General features: G+C 26.0%; 18 protein-coding genes and 1 tRNA gene. 5 read left to right on the top strand and 14 right to left on the bottom strand.

Going from position 1 to position 17,709, the window contains the following annotated elements; translation table 11 throughout:
* Positions 1 to 168: 168 nt before the first annotated feature.
* Positions 169 to 681: a DUF2147 domain-containing protein gene (locus tag QZ288_RS04580; RefSeq protein ID WP_295155581.1), complete on the top strand. Its 513-nt coding sequence runs from the start codon at positions 169 to 171 to the stop codon at positions 679 to 681.
* Positions 682 to 774: 93 nt separating this feature from the next.
* Here the strand turns inward: QZ288_RS04580 and QZ288_RS04575 are convergent, their stop codons facing one another.
* From QZ288_RS04575 to QZ288_RS04555, 5 genes are all read right to left on the bottom strand, one after another.
* Complete coding sequence (locus QZ288_RS04575) at positions 775 to 1,083, bottom strand: nucleotidyltransferase domain-containing protein (RefSeq protein WP_295155578.1); 309 nt, start codon at positions 1,081 to 1,083, stop codon at positions 775 to 777.
* On the bottom strand, positions 1,080 to 1,496 hold the full coding sequence (locus QZ288_RS04570) for an HI0074 family nucleotidyltransferase substrate-binding subunit (protein WP_295155575.1): 417 nt from the start codon (positions 1,494 to 1,496) through the stop codon (positions 1,080 to 1,082). Before QZ288_RS04570 ends, QZ288_RS04575 begins: the two co-directional genes overlap by 4 nt.
* Before the next feature lie 78 nt (positions 1,497 to 1,574).
* Positions 1,575 to 2,765 (bottom strand): acetate kinase, encoded by a 1,191-nt coding sequence (locus QZ288_RS04565; RefSeq protein WP_295155572.1) that lies wholly within the window; start codon positions 2,763 to 2,765, stop codon positions 1,575 to 1,577.
* Positions 2,766 to 2,868: 103 nt separating this feature from the next.
* On the bottom strand, positions 2,869 to 3,174 hold the full coding sequence (locus tag QZ288_RS04560; RefSeq protein WP_295155569.1) for a hypothetical protein: 306 nt from the start codon (positions 3,172 to 3,174) through the stop codon (positions 2,869 to 2,871).
* A 23-nt stretch (positions 3,175 to 3,197) separates the two neighbouring features.
* Positions 3,198 to 4,394 carry a peptidase M30, hyicolysin gene (locus tag QZ288_RS04555; RefSeq protein WP_295155566.1) on the bottom strand — a complete coding sequence of 399 codons (1,197 nt, stop codon included), beginning with the start codon at positions 4,392 to 4,394 and terminating at the stop codon, positions 3,198 to 3,200.
* A gap of 134 nt (positions 4,395 to 4,528) precedes the next feature.
* Here QZ288_RS04555 and QZ288_RS04550 point away from each other — a divergent pair, with 134 nt between their 5' ends.
* Complete coding sequence (locus QZ288_RS04550) at positions 4,529 to 5,302, top strand: CAP domain-containing protein (protein WP_295155563.1); 774 nt, start codon at positions 4,529 to 4,531, stop codon at positions 5,300 to 5,302.
* A gap of 16 nt (positions 5,303 to 5,318) precedes the next feature.
* On the top strand, positions 5,319 to 5,729 hold the full coding sequence (locus QZ288_RS04545; RefSeq protein ID WP_295155560.1) for a biopolymer transporter ExbD: 411 nt from the start codon (positions 5,319 to 5,321) through the stop codon (positions 5,727 to 5,729).
* A gap of 279 nt (positions 5,730 to 6,008) precedes the next feature.
* Here the strand turns inward: QZ288_RS04545 and QZ288_RS04540 are convergent, their stop codons facing one another.
* The 8 genes from QZ288_RS04540 to QZ288_RS04505 form a co-directional block, all read right to left on the bottom strand.
* Positions 6,009 to 7,952, bottom strand: coding sequence for an ABC transporter ATP-binding protein (locus QZ288_RS04540; RefSeq protein ID WP_295155557.1), 1,944 nt, complete (start codon positions 7,950 to 7,952; stop codon positions 6,009 to 6,011).
* 53 nt (positions 7,953 to 8,005) lie between these two features.
* Entirely contained in the window at positions 8,006 to 8,743 is a 738-nt protein-coding gene (locus QZ288_RS04535; protein ID WP_295155554.1) for an ABC transporter ATP-binding protein, read from the bottom strand.
* On the bottom strand, positions 8,736 to 10,031 hold the full coding sequence (locus QZ288_RS04530) for an ABC transporter permease (protein ID WP_295155638.1): 1,296 nt from the start codon (positions 10,029 to 10,031) through the stop codon (positions 8,736 to 8,738). The genes QZ288_RS04535 and QZ288_RS04530 overlap by 8 nt, the downstream gene beginning before the upstream one ends.
* 133 nt (positions 10,032 to 10,164) lie before the next feature.
* Positions 10,165 to 11,232: a tetratricopeptide repeat protein gene (locus QZ288_RS04525; RefSeq protein WP_295155551.1), complete on the bottom strand. Its 1,068-nt coding sequence runs from the start codon at positions 11,230 to 11,232 to the stop codon at positions 10,165 to 10,167.
* Positions 11,233 to 11,351: 119 nt separating this feature from the next.
* A complete protein-coding gene (locus QZ288_RS04520; protein ID WP_295155548.1) occupies positions 11,352 to 11,855 on the bottom strand; it encodes a dihydrofolate reductase in 504 nt (167 codons plus the stop codon).
* 3 nt (positions 11,856 to 11,858) lie between these two features.
* On the bottom strand, positions 11,859 to 12,650 hold the full coding sequence (locus QZ288_RS04515; RefSeq protein WP_295155545.1) for a TdeIII family type II restriction endonuclease: 792 nt from the start codon (positions 12,648 to 12,650) through the stop codon (positions 11,859 to 11,861).
* A gap of 9 nt (positions 12,651 to 12,659) precedes the next feature.
* Complete coding sequence (locus tag QZ288_RS04510; RefSeq protein ID WP_295155543.1) at positions 12,660 to 14,231, bottom strand: DNA methyltransferase; 1,572 nt, start codon at positions 14,229 to 14,231, stop codon at positions 12,660 to 12,662.
* A 9-nt stretch (positions 14,232 to 14,240) separates the two neighbouring features.
* Positions 14,241 to 15,041, bottom strand: a complete 801-nt coding sequence (locus QZ288_RS04505; protein WP_295155541.1) for a thymidylate synthase — start codon at positions 15,039 to 15,041, stop codon at positions 14,241 to 14,243.
* A 430-nt stretch (positions 15,042 to 15,471) separates the two neighbouring features.
* Here QZ288_RS04505 and QZ288_RS04500 point away from each other — a divergent pair, with 430 nt between their 5' ends.
* The gene (locus QZ288_RS04500) at positions 15,472 to 15,726 is read left to right on the top strand and encodes a hypothetical protein (protein ID WP_295155538.1); all 255 of its coding nucleotides are present in this window, start codon (positions 15,472 to 15,474) and stop codon (positions 15,724 to 15,726) included.
* Between the two features lie 15 nt (positions 15,727 to 15,741).
* On the opposite strand, the gene QZ288_RS04495 is transcribed toward QZ288_RS04500, so the two are convergent.
* Positions 15,742 to 15,822: transfer RNA gene (locus QZ288_RS04495), tRNA-Leu, on the bottom strand.
* Between the two features lie 52 nt (positions 15,823 to 15,874).
* Between QZ288_RS04495 and QZ288_RS04490 the strand changes: the two genes are divergently transcribed.
* Positions 15,875 to 17,611, top strand: a complete 1,737-nt coding sequence (locus tag QZ288_RS04490; RefSeq protein WP_295155535.1) for a YihY/virulence factor BrkB family protein — start codon at positions 15,875 to 15,877, stop codon at positions 17,609 to 17,611.
* Positions 17,612 to 17,709 lie beyond the last annotated feature (98 nt).

Below are 17,709 nucleotides of genomic sequence, written 5' to 3'. Positions count from 1 at the left end.
TAATATAAAACTCTAATTATATATTAAACTCAATCAATAATTTTTACGGAGTATATATAATTTATTTTATATAATAATAAATAATAATCAATATATAAATTATAAAACAATGTAGAAAAAATATTATTTAAATGTATAATCTATAAAATAAAAAAAACGGATAAAATAATGAGAAAAATTATATCAGCAGTAATATTTATAATTATATTTAATTCTTTTTTATATTCAGCAAATAATGCAAAAGATGCTGAAGGATTTTGGGCTATGCCTCAAAAACCAAAAGGAAGAATAAAAATAGCCAAAATAATAGAGATTAATAATAAAGTATATGCCTATGCTGTAGAATTGCATAATAATGTAAAAAGCATATTTGATATATATAATCCAAATAAAGCATTGAGAAATAAAGAATTAAAAGGACTAATATTTATATATGATATAGAATTCAAAAATGGAGAATGGCAGACTGGAAAAATATACCATACAGATCAGGGAAGTTCTTATTATGCAAAAATAAGTTTATCAGAAGATAAAAATACTTTATTTGTAAAAGCATCTTTGGATAAATCAGGCTTAATAGGGGCAACTGTAGAATGGACTAGAATTTCTAAAGAAGAAGCTCTCAAATATTCAGATATACCTATAAATAAATTATATACTATAGAAGGCAAAGGAATATGATTTATATAATATTGATAAAATTTTTGTTTTGCATTATATATAAAAAATAGTAATATAATACAAAAATAAATTATAATTAATTAAGAAAAATATTTAATATAATATTTTTTCATATATTAATACTTTTTCTAAATCAATAATGCTTTTAAAACTTTTGCTTATAGAATTGTAATCAATAATATCTGTTATATAAATTAAATCGCTCTCTTCAAAATCATCTTTTATTCTTGATATTTCGCTTAGCGATAATTTTCTATTAATATCAATAGCTATATCAATATCTGAAAATTTTTTATTTGTACCTCTTGCCCTTGAACCAAATAAATATGCTTTTCCATTTTGTATATGCTTTTCTAAAATATTTTTTATAATTTTAATTTCATTATTACTGAGGCTTATCATTCATTATTATCCTCTAAATGTTTTAAAAGATATTTGCTGTAATGTAAAAAATCTAATGCTTCATTAATTACTTCTTTAGAAACTTCACTTGAATATATATGAGAAGTTAAATTTCCAGCATCCTTAAATTTTACCCATTTTTCTACATCATCTATAAGAGAATGTTTTGCTGCTAGTCTGAATAATTCTTTTTTAGTTATACCGCTTGTTATATTAGGAGATACATTTTCATTAAGCCATCTTTGTATGAATTTCCAGCTTTGTTCAAATGCCACTTCAAAATTCTGTATTATTCCTGATTTTATAGTAAGTATTAAATCTTCATTATCATTTTGATTATATTTATTATATACATTAATTGATTTTTCTAATGCAGTTATTGAATTTTTCAAACTATCTAAATTTAATATCATTTTTAAGCCTTAAAAAATAGGGTGCCTTAATAATTTAAAGACACCCCATAATAAAAATGTTTATATAAAAAATTATTTCTATTTCAAAGCAATATTATAAGTATCCATAGCTATTGCTTTTTCTTCATCAGTAGCTATAACATAAAGTTTAATAGGAGCATTATCTTTCTCAAAATTAGCACACCCTCTTGCTTTAGAATTTTTATCAGCATCGCATTTAATACCAAGTTCATCTAAACCTTCAAGTATTCTTCCTCTGATATAAGGACTGTTCTCTCCTATGCCTCCTGTAAATACTATACCATCAACATGTCCAAGCACAGCCATATAAGAACCAATATATTTTTTTACTCTATAGCAGAACATAGTTATAGCAAGTTCAGCTTTAGTATTACTTTTAGCAGCTTCTTCCAAATTTCTCATATCATTGCTCAAGCAGGAAACTCCTAAAAGACCGCTTTTTTTATTTAATACATTATCCATATCTTTTGCAGACATATTTTCTTTAGACATTATAAAAGTAGGAACAGCAGGATCCATATCTCCAGATCTAGTACCCATTACTAAACCTTCTAAAGGAGTTAATCCCATACTTGTATCAACTGATTTGCCTTCTTTAACAGCAGTAACACTTGCACCATTACCCAAATGACAAACTATAACATTAGCATTAGGTTTATTAGCAGCTTTACAGAACTCTCCGTAAACATATTTATGAGAAGTACCATGAAAACCATAACGGCGAACTTTATATTTATCATACCATTCATAAGGAACAGCATACATATAAGCATAATCAGGTATTGTTTGATGAAAACTAGTATCAAAAACTGCAACCATTTTTACATCTTTTAATATTTCCTTACATGCACTTATACCTTGTAAACCGGCAGGATTATGTAAAGGAGCTATTTCGCAGCAAGCCTCAATAGCTTTCACAGTTTCATCAGTAATCAAAGTACTATTGCTGAATGCCTCTCCGCCATGCACTACTCTATGTCCTACTCCTGATATTTCATTCATATCAGATATAACGCCCACTTCTTTATCTGTTAAAAGCGAAAAGATTAAAGACATACCAGCTTTATGATCAGCTACTTTTTGCTCTAATTTTTTTTCTTTGCCTTTTTCTACAGCAGTATGTTTTAAAGCACTTGTCTCTTCTCCTATTTTCTCTAAAAGACCTTTAGCCAATACTTTTGCTTCTGGCATAGCAAATAATTGATACTTAATACTTGAACTTCCTGAATTTATTACCAATACATTCATAAAATGACTCCCTATAATGTTATATTTATTTAATTATATCATAATCCGTATATTTATCAATGAATTTTTATTTTATAATAAAATAATTAGAAAATATATTTTATTATTTCTTTTTAGCATATACAATAATATATTTATCAAATGATTTGCTTTTATCTGCAAGCCATAATGTTTCTTTTTTTATTTTAGCCTCAACAGTAATTATCTGACCTTCATATTTAGCATACTCTTTAAAAAATTTTTTATCAAAATAATAATCTCTATCTTCAGCCGATATTACAACATTTGGAAACATTGAAGTTCCTGTTACTCTGATAGTACCTGTAATATACTCTTTTTTAGCAAAAAATAAAAAAATAAAAATAAATACATATAAATATTTTATAATTTCTTTATAAGCTATTTTCATATATATTTTATATCCTCAAAATATCAGTATTTTTTTATTTGCCCATTATTGCCGAATAATATATTTCTATATTTAGGCTTATAATTTTCATTGCTTTCTGAAGAACTATTATATGATTTTGAAGCCATTAAAGGGTATGAAGAATTAGGAATTGTAATATTTATATATGAAGGAGACTCGCCTGTATACATATCCTTGTTTAATGCAAACTGCAGTCCTGAAGATGATGATTTAGTTACTAAATTTCCTGAATTTTGCAATGCCCCTCTATAGGCAATCAAAGCTCCCGGATATAATTTAATATTTTCTCCTGATTTTCTAATAGATAATTTAGCTCCGTCAATTTCATTTTTATTTATTGCTTCAATCCAATTTAATAATAAAGTATCCCAAGAATTCCCTATAATTAAAGATGAAACAGATTTAATCACTTTATTATAATCATTAAAATCTTTAGAAGAAGCTATTTTTCTAAATACATCTTTATTATTTTTAGAACATTTATATATCCAATTCATAAATAATGATGCTGAAGGATAATTTGAAAATATATCTATTGGAAGATTCCAAGTATAGAAACAATAATAATTTATCCTATTAAACTCTTCTATTCTGGAAGAAGCTGTATAAGAATTAAATAATATTGAAGTAGACTCAGAAAGCGATTCATTTAACCATAAAGACATCTCTCTTGATTTTTCAAAAAGATTTACATTAAAATTAATCAAATGCTGCAATTCGTGAAATATAGTACCTGCCATATAATCAGGATCATTATTTACCATTTCTAAATCCATATACAATATTTCGCCTGTATTAAATCTGCCGAATAAATCTAACGGATAAAAATATCCTGCAACTGCAGTTGTTACATTAGACGGATTAATATTGAGCAGAAGAATTTTTATTTTTCCGTTGCCGTCAACATCTGTATGCCTGCCGTATACTGAAACAATATCATTATAATATTTATTAAATTCATTTGATATATAATGTATGCTTGAATCTCTTATGCTTTTTCCTGATTCTGCATATATTATTAAATTATCAGATTCATAAATTTTATCGAACTTTATATAATGCTCTTTTTCTTTACCATAAAAATCAACCTTAATAACATAGTAGTAATCAGGCAGACTATATCTAGGTTCAAAACCAGATTTAGAGCATGAACTTAATAATACACTCAAAAATAAAATTAATAATATAATTTTTTTCATATATAAATTATATTATATATTCATTAAAAATCAAATTATTTTGCATTATTTTGGTAAATTAAAACTTTTTTTTTTATAAAAATAATTTATAATATTATATAAAATAATGACTAAATCAAGAAAGGAAATTAATAATGAGACAATTAAAAATAGTAATATTATTTATGTTTATATCAGTATTAGCATTAAATGCAGATGCTATAGAAGATGAAGTATTCAGATTAATTAACTTAGAGAGAAGCAAAGCAGCTCTTCCTCCTCTTCCTAATAATCAAAGACTTCATTCTTTAGCATTATATCATTCTGATAATATGTCTAAAAATAAATTCTTCAGCAATATAGATTTAGACGGTTTAGATTCAAAGGCAAGACAAGTAAAGCTGTATCCTGAAATGGTTGGAAATATAAGCGAAAGTTTAGGAAAATTGGATGTCATACCTTTTACAGATAAGAAAGCTGCTGAAAGCATTGTAAAAAATATGATGTCTACTCCAGACAGCAAAAAAAATATATTGGATAAAAATTTCAATGCTATGGGAGTCGGAGCTTTTAAAAGAGGATTAGGCGTATATGTTACTATAACTTTTGCTGATATTATTGCAGAATCTGTAGATTTTAAGCCTAAAGCAAAATTGAATGATGACATAAATATAAAATATAGAATATTAAATAAAGCTGCTTTTACTGATTTTAAATTAGCTGTGGAGATGGCGGATAAAGAGGCAAGAATTGCAGGAGATGACGGAAAAACATATATAGGCAAAGTAATTTATGATGTAGAAGATATGGGTAATGGAATATTAGGAAGAACTTTTAAAGCTGAATACGGAAAAGGAGAATATAAAATTTCAATTCTTTATAAAGGGCAGCATTTTTTAAGTAATGTAAGAACTATAACTGTAGAATAATATATAAAAAATTATAATGAAGTTTAGAAGAAGATTTAATATAAAAAGCGGAATAGATTTAACCCCTATGATAGATATAGTATTTAATTTACTTATATTTTTTATGGTGGGTTCAACAATTATAGATACTCCTCAAATAAAAATAAGTTTGCCGAAATCTACATCTGCTGTAGGCACTGAAAAAAATGAATCTATAGTGATCAGCATATCCAAAGAAGGTGAAAAATATATTAATGGATATTTAGCAGAGGATATTGATGCTGATTTGCAGAAATTGGCTAATATTGAAAATGAATTAGAAAAACCTGTAGAAATAAGGTCTGATGAAGATGTAAGAACTCAAATATTAATATCTGTAATAGACAGCGTAAAAAATGCAGGCTTTACAAAAATTAGTATAGCAACCGAATCCAAGCAGAATAATTGAATATGCAGATTTTTCTATTCATTTATGAAATATATATAATAACAAAAAAATAAAAAATATATATAATTAAAAAAGTTAAATTTTTATTTGATATACTATATTATAAACGATTAAAAAATATAATATATTGTTTATATATGAGAAATTTGCTTTTTAAAAATTATAATACACAAACAAAAAATAAATTATAAATCATATTCAATATAAATAATTATATTGAATAGAAATATAATACATTTATTAACTTAAAATTAATTTTTTGCAATATGCAGTATAAAATTATTCTCTAAACTGTAATGAATATAAATACTGATACTTTCCGCCTTTTATCATAAGTTCATCATGAGTACCTGATTCTATTATTTTACCGTCTTCCACAACACATATATAAGTGGCATTCTTAATAGTAGAAAGTCTATGTGCTATAACAAATGTAGTTTGCAGATTAATAATTTCATTCAGAGCTTTCTGAACATACATTTCACTTTCAGTATCCAAAGCACTTGTAGCCTCATCAAGTATTAATATTGAAGGCTTTTTTAAAATAGCCCTAGCCAAAGCTATACGCTGACGCTGTCCTCCTGAAAGCATAACACCTCTAGGACCGATATGAGTATCATAGCCATTAGGAAGTTTTAATATAAACTCATCAGCATGTGCTATTTTAGCTGCTCTAAACATATCATCATCATTAGCATTAGGATCAGCATATAAAATATTTTCTCTGACTGTGCCGTAAAATAAAATATTCTCCTGAGATACAACGCCTATTTGATTTCTTACGCTTCTTGTATTTAATTCATTTATATCAATACCGTCAAATTTTATAATGCCTTCGCTTGGCAGAAACAATTTAGGTATAAGGCTTATTAAAGTACTTTTTCCTCCTCCTGAATTGCCTACAAAAGCAACTATATCGCCTTTTTTTACTTTAAAGCTAATAGGACCCAATTTGAAAGGCTCTTCACTGCCTCTTTTAGGATACTCAAATTCCACATTCATAAACTCTATATCTTTTTCTATAGGCTTCATATCTACTTTTGTTTTATCATCAACTTTTTCCTGAGGCAAATCCATTATCTGAAAAACTCTTTTTCCTATAATTTTAGTTGACTGAAGGCTTACAAAAAGCCCTGACAAATCCCTTACAGGTGTTGAAATATTAAGCATATAAAGTAAAAATCCCCATAAAAATTCAAAAGGCATATCTCCAATAAATACTAAATACCCGCCATAAGCCAATATAAGAAGCATAGCAACTATCATTATAAGTTCTACCAATGGTCTGTTTAATACAGAAATCATAGTCATTTTTCTTGAATAATCTATTATTTCATTATTGTATTTTACATATCTATCAACTTCAACATCTTCTTTAGAAAATATCTTTATAACTTCAATACCTCTCATATTTTCCTGCATAATACCGCTCATATTAGCATTCATCTCCTGAGCTTTTCCTATTCTAGGTCTTATAAGTTTTGATATTCTATCAGTACCTAATGCTATTAAAGGGCTTGCTATTAAGCAAACTAATGTCAGCTTTACATTCAAAAAGAATAATACTGCTAATGTAAGTATTAAAGTTAAAGGTATTGTAATCATATTAGGAAAAGTTCCTGTAACAAACCCTGATATAGTACTGCCTTCTCCTATACGGGCTAATATAGTACCTTCTCTTTCCTGTTTGAAATATCCTATATCCGTATTTAATACAGACTTAAGCATATCAGCCTTAACATCTCTGTCTATAGCCTGTCCGCAAAAACCGAATAAAAATGACTTTAAATAATCCAAAGCAACTCTAAGTACAACATAAATTAAGCCTATTATTATTACAGCAGTAAACTGCAAAAGTAAATTAGCATTAAAAATATTTCCTGCAGTAAATATATCTCCTATAAATGACTTTGCATCTATTTCAAATAAATTTTTTAAAAAAGGTATTCTGTCTACAAGCTGTGCAGATTTACCTCCTGTAAGTGCTATAGCCATTTGTCCGAAAAAAGGAGGAAGTATATTTATAACTGTGTAAATTAAACTTAAAAATAAAGGTATAAAATACAAACCTTTTTGCCTCAAAGCATATTTAAACATTCTTCTGTATACATGTTTTTCTTCTGAAGAATAATATTTATCTATATGAATATCGCTTCTTGCTGTTTCATGAAGTTTTTTATCCTCTTCTTTTTTTCTGAAAAATTCTTTTATCTGTTTAATCATATACAAAATCCAAATTATTACTCTATATAATATATATCAAAATATTCTATATTTCAATATTCTATTAAATTCTCGCCGTATTCCAAACGAAGTTTTCTATCAGCCATATCAGCAATAGAAACCGAATGCGTAACTATTATTAGCGATGCATTGCTCTGTTTAGTCATACTCCATAAAAGCTCTCTAACCAATTCAGCATTCTTCTTATCTAAATTGCCCGTAGGCTCATCTGCCAATACCACGCTGGGCTTATTTATCAAAGCTCTTGCTATAGCAACTCTCTGTGCTTCTCCCCCTGAAAGCTCCCCTATTCTATGCTCCATTCTATCTTTTAAACCGACTACTTCAAGTAAGTTTTCAGCTTTCTCTCTAGCTTCTTTTTTATTATATTTAAGCATCAAAGAAGGTATCATAACATTTTCTAAAGCACTAAACTCCCCAAGTAAATTATGAAACTGAAATACATAACCAAGAGAACTGTTTCTAAAATGTGCTAACTGAGCTTCATTCATCTTTCCTATATTATTTCCTGATATGTTTATACTTCCTTCAGTTATATTATCTATTCCGCCTATTAAATTTAAAAGAGTCGTTTTTCCGCTGCCTGATTCTCCTGTTACTGCAAGTATTTCATTTTTATAAATTTCTAAATTCAATGATTTCAATACTTCCACTTTAGGAGGTCCTATATAAGTTTTTTTTAAATCCTCTATCTTTATTAAAACTTCTCTATTAGAATTATAATTTATACCTATAGAATTATAATTTGTACCTATAAAATTATCATTCATACCTAAGCACCTCCGCAGGTTTATATCTGCTTGCAATATAAGCAGGTATTATAGCAAATAAAACTGAAAGTAAAAATGAAATGCCTGCAACCATTATTACCTGTGAAGTATGTATTATAGACGGAAGCCCTCCGCTTACATAATATATATCCGATGGAAAGAAGTCAGGGACTATAGGTATTGATATTCCTGCACTTATTTTAGATGGAATAAACCAAATAAAATTAACTATAAGCTGCAGTATTATTCTAATGCTTTCCAAAGCCTCATTAACATAATTGGCTAATAATATGCCGAATATCACTCCAAGTACTGTACCTATTATCCCTATTATAGCACCTTCCAAAAAGAAAACTTTAGCTACATTAGAAGGCCTCAATCCTAATGTTTTTATTATGGCAATATCTCTTCTTTTATCTTTTACAAATATTATTTGGCTTGAAGCAATATTTAAAGCAGCTATTAATATAATAAATGAAAGTATCAAAGCAAGCATCAGTTTTTCTGTATGCAAAGCCTGAAAGAAATTTCTATCGAACAGCATCCAAGGCATAACGCTATAAAACTCTTTTAAATCGGCATCAATTTTTTTGGCAACTTTATCTGCATCAAAAAAATTCCTTACCTTTACAGCAACTCCTGTAACAGCATTATCATATCCCACCATTTTCTGACCTGTAGAAATAGGAACTATTACCATTTTGCTGTCATATTCATAATAACCTGTTTTATATATACCCTTAATTGTAAAAGTAGTTTTTTGAGGCTTGAACCCCCTTTCAAAACTTCCTGAAGCTGAAATTATATCAATAGTATCTCCTACAGATAAAATATAATCTTTAGCCATTTCAGAACCTATCAAAGCTTCATTTGTATTCATATTTTTATTATTGCCTTCAATAAAATTAAAATATTTTATGAAATCTTTATCTGTAGAAAATATATCATCTTCAAAAGAACGAACTGTTATAAGAGTTGTAAAATTGTATGTACGCATTATACAAGGTAAAACTATATAAGGATAGGCACTTGTTATTTCTTTATTTGACATTATATTATCAACTACATATTTATAATCTGTAAGCGGCTGATCGCTATAAGCACTAATATTTATATGTGCCCTCATTCCAAGTATTTTATCTCTTATATCATCTTGAAAGCCGTTCATAACAGAAAGCACTGTTATCATTACCATATCGCCTACTAATATTCCAAGCACGCATATAATAGTAATAATCGAAACAAATGAAAATTTTTTTTTGGCTTTTAAATATCTTACGCCAAGCATTAATTCTAATCTCAAAACATCTCCTTAAATAATTAAAGAATCAATATTAATTTCAGACATTATATATTATATGCAATAAATTTAAACCTATTTTTTATGGCTAGTATTTAGAATAAATAAAAATATTAGACTTTTATTTGAACATTGACTTTATTTTGGATATAATCTTTAATATGAATGCTTTTCTATTATTATGAGCTTTTTCAAAATCCATAACAGCATTATGATAATCTGATAATTTATATCTTGCCAATCCTCTGTAAAAATAAACTTCATAATTTGTACAATTAGCGTCAATATATTTACTAAAATCCTCTTCTGCTTCTTCGTACAATTTTAATTTTAACTTTGTTTCACCCCGCATATAATATACGGCATAATATTTAGGCTCTAAACTCAGACATTTATCAAAATCTTCTATAGCTTCTTCATATAAATTTAATTTTATTTTAGAAAGCCCTCTATTATAATAAGCTTTAGAATAATTTGTATCCAAAGATAAAGCTTTGCTGAAATACTCCAAAGCCTCATTATGTCTGCCCAAATCCTGCTTTACTATGCCTATATTATTATAAGCATAAATATTTTTATTATCTAATTCTATTGTTTTATTAAAATATTCAATGGCCTCTTCATAGAGCTTTAAATTATATTTTGATAATCCAATATTATAATAAGCTTTAAAATAATTTTTGTCTAATTCTATTACCTTATTAAAATATTCTATAGCATTTTCATACATACCTAAATCATTATTTACCAACCCTATATTATTATATGTATGTACATTAGGCGAAATCTCTACTGCCTTTGTATAATATTTAATAGCCTCTTCATACATTCTCAAACTATGTTTGGCTAATCCCATATTATTATAAGCCTGAATACAATTACTATCTATCTCTAATGCTTTTCTATAATACTTAACTGCCTCCTCATACATTCCTAAATTATGCTTAACCATACCTATATTATTATATGCACTAACATATTTGGAGTCTATACTTATAACCTTTTCAAAGTCATTTATAGCCTCTTCATACATTCCCAATCTGCTTTTAGCCAATCCTCTATTATTATAAAGTTCAACACTATCGCCGTAATAAAAAATCAGCTCATCAAAATATTCTAATGATTTCTCATAATCACCGCTGTCAAAGGCTTTATTAACTAATTCTACTAAATAGTTAAGATCATTCATAAATACCCCTAAATAATAAATCTATATGAATGATATTTATGTCAAAATTGTATAATAATTTTTATATTTTTCAATCATTTTATTAAAATATATTTACATTCATAATCTAGTATATTCAACTATAATAATCTAGTATATTCAACTATCTTTACATTAATATCATTATAAAGAAAAGTTTTTAATTTATTAGATTTAAATGAATTTTTATCTATTTCAGGAAAAAATCTATCGCAATGATAATCTTTATCTATATGCGTAAGATATATTTTATCAGCATAATCTAAAGCTCTATTATAAATAGACTCCCCGCCTATAATAAATATCTGCCTATTTTTTTCTAAAAATAATTTTGAAAGAGCGTTCTCAAAAGATTTTTCATAAAAAAGATTATTATATTTATCTGCAATCTCATTATTTATATTAGAAGATATCACAATATTTTTTCTATTAGGAAGCGGTTTTGAACCTAAAGACTCAAAAGTAACTCTGCCCATAACAATAGAATACCCCGATGTCATACTTTTAAAAAACTGCATATCTTCTTTTATATGTCCCCAAGGCATAATACCATTTAAACCTATGCCGTTTTTTGAATCCGCTGCTGCAATTAATGAGACTATCATTTATCATCCTTTATCTTTATACAAAAAATTTGAGAAATATTCATCTATCTCTTTTCTCATTTCAAGCCCTACTTCTTCAAAACATTTCAAAATATCATTATAGACATTATCTCCGCCCAAAAAATTCCAAAGCTCCTCAGCAACTTTTAACTCTTTCTCTAAATCAAGCATTCCTGCAAGGGTCCATCTTTCATAAGGTTTTGGATCATAAGGGTTATAAGGTATTCCTATCATAGAATGAACATTATTTTCATTATTAAAATATAAAGCAGTTGCTGTCCATTCTAACAAAGTTCTTTTATAATTTTGAAATTCACCTTTATTAGGTTTAGCTGTTTTTAAATCTATTAAATATATATTATTATCATAATCTTCAATATAAATATCTATTTTTGAAGGCTTTATTTTTTTTATTTCACCTATTCTGCATACTTTTTTTATTAACTTTATTTCTTCATCTTTATTAGGTCTTTTATTTGCTGACCTTAAATCATCCATTATATTTTGTATAATTATCTGTGATTCTGATGTAATGATATTTTTTGAAATTTCCTGCTTTTTAATAACTTTAAATCTATCTTTTCCTAGCTCTATAGCCAAAGGTTCAAATATAGCAGTTCCAAAATTTGTATTCAAAGAATGTATAAAAGAAAATAAAGCCATTCTATCCTTACCAAGCAAGCGAGTATGAAAAGGCATAGATGTTGTTTCAGGTTTATAATCTTTAAATTTATTTCTTAAAACGGAATATAATTTTTCTTTTATGGAATCTTTTTGTTTTTTAGTTAATGACATAAAAAACTCCTATAGTTCTTTTAAATGGAATATTATTTCTGAATACTCAGACTTATCTTTTTCTACCCTATTTAATACAGGTCTTTTAAAAGTATTAACTATTTTCATGCTAGATTTCTCTGCTATTTTCATATACAAATTATATTTATCATTAGCAACAATAAATACATTATAATCATCAATCATATATTTCTTAGCATTTATTAAAACTTTGGATATATCATCTATGTATTTATTTTTGGCATTCAAGCTTTGACCTTTAGATAAAGACCCTATTTCAAAATCATCATTCCTATTAAATCCAAACAAATCATAAGCATAAGCATGCTGTTCATGATAGTCTATCAATCCTATATAAGGCGGACTTGTAAATATACCGCTTATTTTTTTATTTTTTGCAAGTTCATAAAAGTCATAATCTTTATTTTTTAATATGTCAAAAATATCAATACTTCTTGAATCACCTGTTATACATAATTGTTTAGTATTTGTTCTCAAATTATTAAAAATATAAAAACGTTTTATTGTATCCTTATAATATATATTCCACCATTTAATGATTGAAAATAAAGGTTTGCATATTTTATAATGTTTTCTGCAATAATATGTAGTTACAACAGGTTTTAACAATGTACCTAAATCTGAATGAGTAGTAACTCTGCATGAACGCATTGTTCTGCTTAAAATTACCATAATAATATTTTTTATATTTTCATCATTTATATCTTTAATTAAATCATTCATAAAATTTAATTCATCTATTATACTTGGCATAAACCATTTTTTTATAAACGAACTATCATCATTATTATTCAATATAATATTATATTTTTTTATTAAATCATAATATATAATCAAAAATTCTTCTTCTTTTTCTTTACCATATATTTTTGAATCAATCTTATTTTCTCTTACATCTTTTTTATATGACACTTTATCAAAATATTTATTATTAAATTCTAATAATTTTTCATTAAGCTCTTTTTCAAATCGATAATTAATTTTTACATAATTTTCTAATTTTTTGCTTAATTCTTCTAATATAGTTTCTAATTGTTTTAAATCAATATTAGCAATTTTTGAATTCGATATAATAGTGTTAAAATAAGAAATATCTACACCTAAAGCATTAATACCTAATTCATTAGCTTGAACAAGAGTCGTACCGCTCCCGCAAAATGGGTCCAGTATAATATCATCTTTTTTAAAATATACTTCTTTTTTAAATTCGTCAATATTATCATCAATAAAATAACTAACAAGCTGAGGAATAAATTTTCCTTTATATGGATGAAGTCTATGCACATGTTTTGTAGTTTCCGATTCTTTTAAATTATCAAAAGACAGCTTCCAATTTAAATCTTCTCCAAGTTTATTTTTCCAACTAATTTCTTTTTTGTTCCTATCATAATATTTTTTTAATTCATTTTGAGAAACATAAATAGTTCCGTTACTTATAATTTTATCAATTAAAGCATACTGTATTAAATAATTAATATTTGATACAGTTATAGATTTATTAGTATAATCAGAAGCCCATTTGGCAGCATCATTTATTTTAATAAGATTAGATTTATTCATAATATAATATTAGACAGCCACCTCCGCTTTTATACTCGGATAATATTTATATCCTTCTAATCTGAAGTCCTCATAAGTATGACTGAATATATTAGGACGATTTTCTATAAATAATTCTGCCGTCTGATTAAAAGGCTCTCTCGAAAGCTGAAGCTCAACCTGTTCTATATGATTATTATAAATATGTGCATCTCCGAATGTCATTATCAATTCTGAAGCATAAAGTCCGCTATGCATAGCTAAAAGCCTTGTAAGTATAGCATAGGAACTAATATTAAAAGGAACTCCCAAAAACAAATCGGCAGAACGCTGATATAAATGCGTAATTATTCCTCCTTTGCTGTTTACAGAAAACTGACACATCATATGACATGGAGGAAGATGCATTTTATCAATCTCTCCCACATTCCAAGCATTCAAAATAATTCTTCTGCTTTCAGGATTATTTCTTAAAGCATTAACTATATTTGATATTTGATCTATTTTTTTTCCCTCTTTAGTTTCCCAAGCTCTCCACTGCTTTCCGTATACAGGTCCGAGTTCTCCCATATCATCAGCCCACTCGTCCCATATATGAACATTATTCTCAAGTAAAAATTTTATATTTGTAGAACCCTGCAAAAACCAAAGCAATTCTATAATAACGCCTTTCATAAATACTTTCTTAGTTGTTATTATAGGTATTTTATTTCCTTCAAATTTAAATCTTAATTGAGGGGCAAATATTCTTCTTGTACCTATTCCTGTTCTGTCTTTTGTTTCTTCGCCTTCTTTTAGTACTTTTTTTAATAATTCTAAATAATTGTGCATAAATAATCCTAATCATTTTTATATAAAAAGTTATTATATATGTTTAAAAGATTTTATCAACATTATCAATATAAAATAAATGCTCTTTTTATTTTATGATTTTTATTAAAATATATTTTATTATTTTAAATAATTAAAGTAATAACATAGGTATAAAAAAGAAGTCTGTAGAAGAAGTGAAAATTAATTAATACGCTTTTTTTATAAAAAAATAGAATATATAAGTAATATTAATTAAAATAAAGTTTATATTTAAATATAAAAAACAATATTGTAATTATTAATGCATATTATAATATAAAAATCGACAGCTTTTCTTATTTTTATATACAAGTGATTACTATAAATATGATAAAAATATACTCATACTTCTTTAAAAAATCTTATATTTGATATATAATATACAATATTATTTACGGATATATATAAAGTGGATTTATTAGTTATCATATTTTTTATAATTATCATTATTATATTTATTTTGATGTTTGGAATATTATTTTTTGTATCTGGAATAGGAAAAATTATCGATTTAATATCTATGATAATATTTAGAAATTATGAAGACTGTCCATTTTGTAATTGTAAGAACTCTATGAGAATGATAAAAACTTCCAATGGATATAAAAAAGTTTGTAATAAATGCAAATTTTCTATTGAAATTGATGATAATGAGAAGAAATGATATTATATAAAAAATTACGAGGGGAGGGAATCGAACCCTCATGCCTAGGGCGCTAGATCCTAAGTCTAGTGCGTCTACCAATTCCGCCACCCTCGCTTAATTGTTTATATATTATACATTATATAATTTTTTTTGCAAGAAGTGTTATATGACTAAAATTCAAAAAATTAAAAAAAAATTAAAAAAAATTAAAGCTTTTTTTACAGAAGACATATATTATATAGATCAAAAACTATTTAATCCAATACAGAAATTTTTAATAAACTCATACAAAATAATAACATTTGCTGTAACAGACTTTTTTAAAGATGACTGTACAATAAGAGCTGCAGCATTAACCTATCTTGTAACATTATCTTTCATACCTGCATTAATAGTAGGAATCTTTATACTAAGAATATTTAATATATATCAGAATATATTTATTTTAATATTTGATTGGATGGAAAAAAATGCCCCGTCATACGAACCTATGGTAAGACAAATACTAAATATAGCTGATAATACTAATTTAGCTAGTTTTGGAATTATTGGTATTATATCAACTATAGCCAGTATAGCTTTAATACTTCACAGCATACAAAAATCATTTATAAAAATATGGCGTGTAAAAATTAAAACTTCAATACCAAGAGTAGCAGCAAATTATATAGCATTATTATTTTTAATACCTGTGCTTATTGGAATATCTTTTATTTTAATAACATATACTTCTATAAACCTTTATAATCTTCCTGCATTAATTAAAATACTATTATCTTGGGTAACTCCTATAATATCAACTTCCATATTAGTATTATTTCTATATGTATTAGTTCCTCAAACTAAAGTAAATTGGTCTAATGCTACAATATCTTCAGTACTGGTGGCAATAGCAATAATAACTTTATTTAGCGTATATTTTAAACTAAATATAGATGTAAAAAATTATAAGCAGATATTTAACAGCGATAAATATAAAATAGAATATCTGGTAAAAGAAATAAATACTTATAATGATTATAATAAAGAAATAAATAATAATGCAGATACCAATGAAAATATAGATAATATTTATGATTTAGAAAATAATTATAAAAATATATTACAAAGAAATAGAAAAATAGATGTTGATGATATATCAAGTATTATAATAGAAAGGATAAGTTATGTAATAGTTGAAAATGCAGGCGTTGGTATTTCAGGGGCAACTTATGAAAAAAAAACTATAGAAACTAATATTTTAAATTTTCAAAATTTTTCTCCAAATGCTAAAGAACAGCTTATGAAATATAATTTTCAAATAAATGATATTGTAACTATAAGCAGTGAAAATGATATGATTACAAGTATAGCACCTTCAGAATTATCTTCTGCTAGTTCTTTTGCTCAGATACCTGTTTTGCTATTATTATTATATATAGTATGGATTATAATATTATTCGGAGCAGAACTCACCTACTCTATACAATATTTTTTATCTTATGGGGTTGATAAAAACAGCATTAAATTATCATTTGCCGAAAAAGAAGTTATAGCATTGGAATTTATGCATATAATAACGCAAAGGTTTATAAGTAAAAAAAGAGCCATAACTATGTATGAATTAGCAAAGGAACTTAGAACAGCACCTACAATTATTACAGAGATATCCATACCTTTAGAAAAAGCAATGTATGTTATAAAAATAACAAATAATTCAAATACTTCATATTCTTTAGGCTGTCAGCCTGAATCCATCACAATAGGAGATATTTTATATGCTTTAAAAATGGAAGGAGGATTTAGAAATAAAAATATAAAAACCAATGATAAATACAAAAATTTAATATATCAAAACAGAGAAATATCAAAAAGAGATTGGAATACAAACTTACTTACTTTAGTATACTATAAAAATAAATAAATATTGCATATTATTTTTTATAATCAAAAATTAAAGAAAAAAATAAAGCCTCAATAAATTACTGAGGCTTTTTAAATCATTATTTTTTAATATCAAAT

The organism is uncultured Brachyspira sp. (assembly GCF_910578695.1).
Lineage (GTDB): Bacteria > Spirochaetota > Brachyspiria > Brachyspirales > Brachyspiraceae > Brachyspira.
The sequence above is the reverse complement of the archived record's forward strand: the minus strand, read 5'-3'. Positions and strand labels throughout refer to the sequence as shown.

What these genes read in the sequence shown, in the direction of transcription:
- QZ288_RS04535 (WP_295155554.1), bottom strand. Translation starts at nt 8,743, where the DNA reads ATGAATGATAATTTTATAGGTACAAATTATAATTCTATAGGTATAAAT.
- QZ288_RS04560 (WP_295155569.1), bottom strand. Translation starts at nt 3,174, where the DNA reads ATGAAAATAGCTTATAAAGAAATTATAAAATATTTATATGTATTTATT.
- QZ288_RS04555 (WP_295155566.1), bottom strand. Translation starts at nt 4,394, where the DNA reads ATGAAAAAAATTATATTATTAATTTTATTTTTGAGTGTATTATTAAGT.
- QZ288_RS04545 (WP_295155560.1), top strand. Translation starts at nt 5,319, where the DNA reads ATGAAGTTTAGAAGAAGATTTAATATAAAAAGCGGAATAGATTTAACC.
- QZ288_RS04530 (WP_295155638.1), bottom strand. Translation starts at nt 10,031, where the DNA reads ATGCTTGGCGTAAGATATTTAAAAGCCAAAAAAAAATTTTCATTTGTT.
- QZ288_RS04580 (WP_295155581.1), top strand. Translation starts at nt 169, where the DNA reads ATGAGAAAAATTATATCAGCAGTAATATTTATAATTATATTTAATTCT.
- QZ288_RS04565 (WP_295155572.1), bottom strand. Translation starts at nt 2,765, where the DNA reads ATGAATGTATTGGTAATAAATTCAGGAAGTTCAAGTATTAAGTATCAA.
- QZ288_RS04490 (WP_295155535.1), top strand. Translation starts at nt 15,875, where the DNA reads ATGACTAAAATTCAAAAAATTAAAAAAAAATTAAAAAAAATTAAAGCT.
- QZ288_RS04505 (WP_295155541.1), bottom strand. Translation starts at nt 15,041, where the DNA reads ATGCACAATTATTTAGAATTATTAAAAAAAGTACTAAAAGAAGGCGAA.
- QZ288_RS04550 (WP_295155563.1), top strand. Translation starts at nt 4,529, where the DNA reads ATGAGACAATTAAAAATAGTAATATTATTTATGTTTATATCAGTATTA.
- QZ288_RS04540 (WP_295155557.1), bottom strand. Translation starts at nt 7,952, where the DNA reads ATGATTAAACAGATAAAAGAATTTTTCAGAAAAAAAGAAGAGGATAAA.
- QZ288_RS04525 (WP_295155551.1), bottom strand. Translation starts at nt 11,232, where the DNA reads ATGAATGATCTTAACTATTTAGTAGAATTAGTTAATAAAGCCTTTGAC.
- QZ288_RS04520 (WP_295155548.1), bottom strand. Translation starts at nt 11,855, where the DNA reads ATGATAGTCTCATTAATTGCAGCAGCGGATTCAAAAAACGGCATAGGT.
- QZ288_RS04510 (WP_295155543.1), bottom strand. Translation starts at nt 14,231, where the DNA reads ATGAATAAATCTAATCTTATTAAAATAAATGATGCTGCCAAATGGGCT.
- QZ288_RS04570 (WP_295155575.1), bottom strand. Translation starts at nt 1,496, where the DNA reads ATGATATTAAATTTAGATAGTTTGAAAAATTCAATAACTGCATTAGAA.
- QZ288_RS04515 (WP_295155545.1), bottom strand. Translation starts at nt 12,650, where the DNA reads ATGTCATTAACTAAAAAACAAAAAGATTCCATAAAAGAAAAATTATAT.
- QZ288_RS04575 (WP_295155578.1), bottom strand. Translation starts at nt 1,083, where the DNA reads ATGATAAGCCTCAGTAATAATGAAATTAAAATTATAAAAAATATTTTA.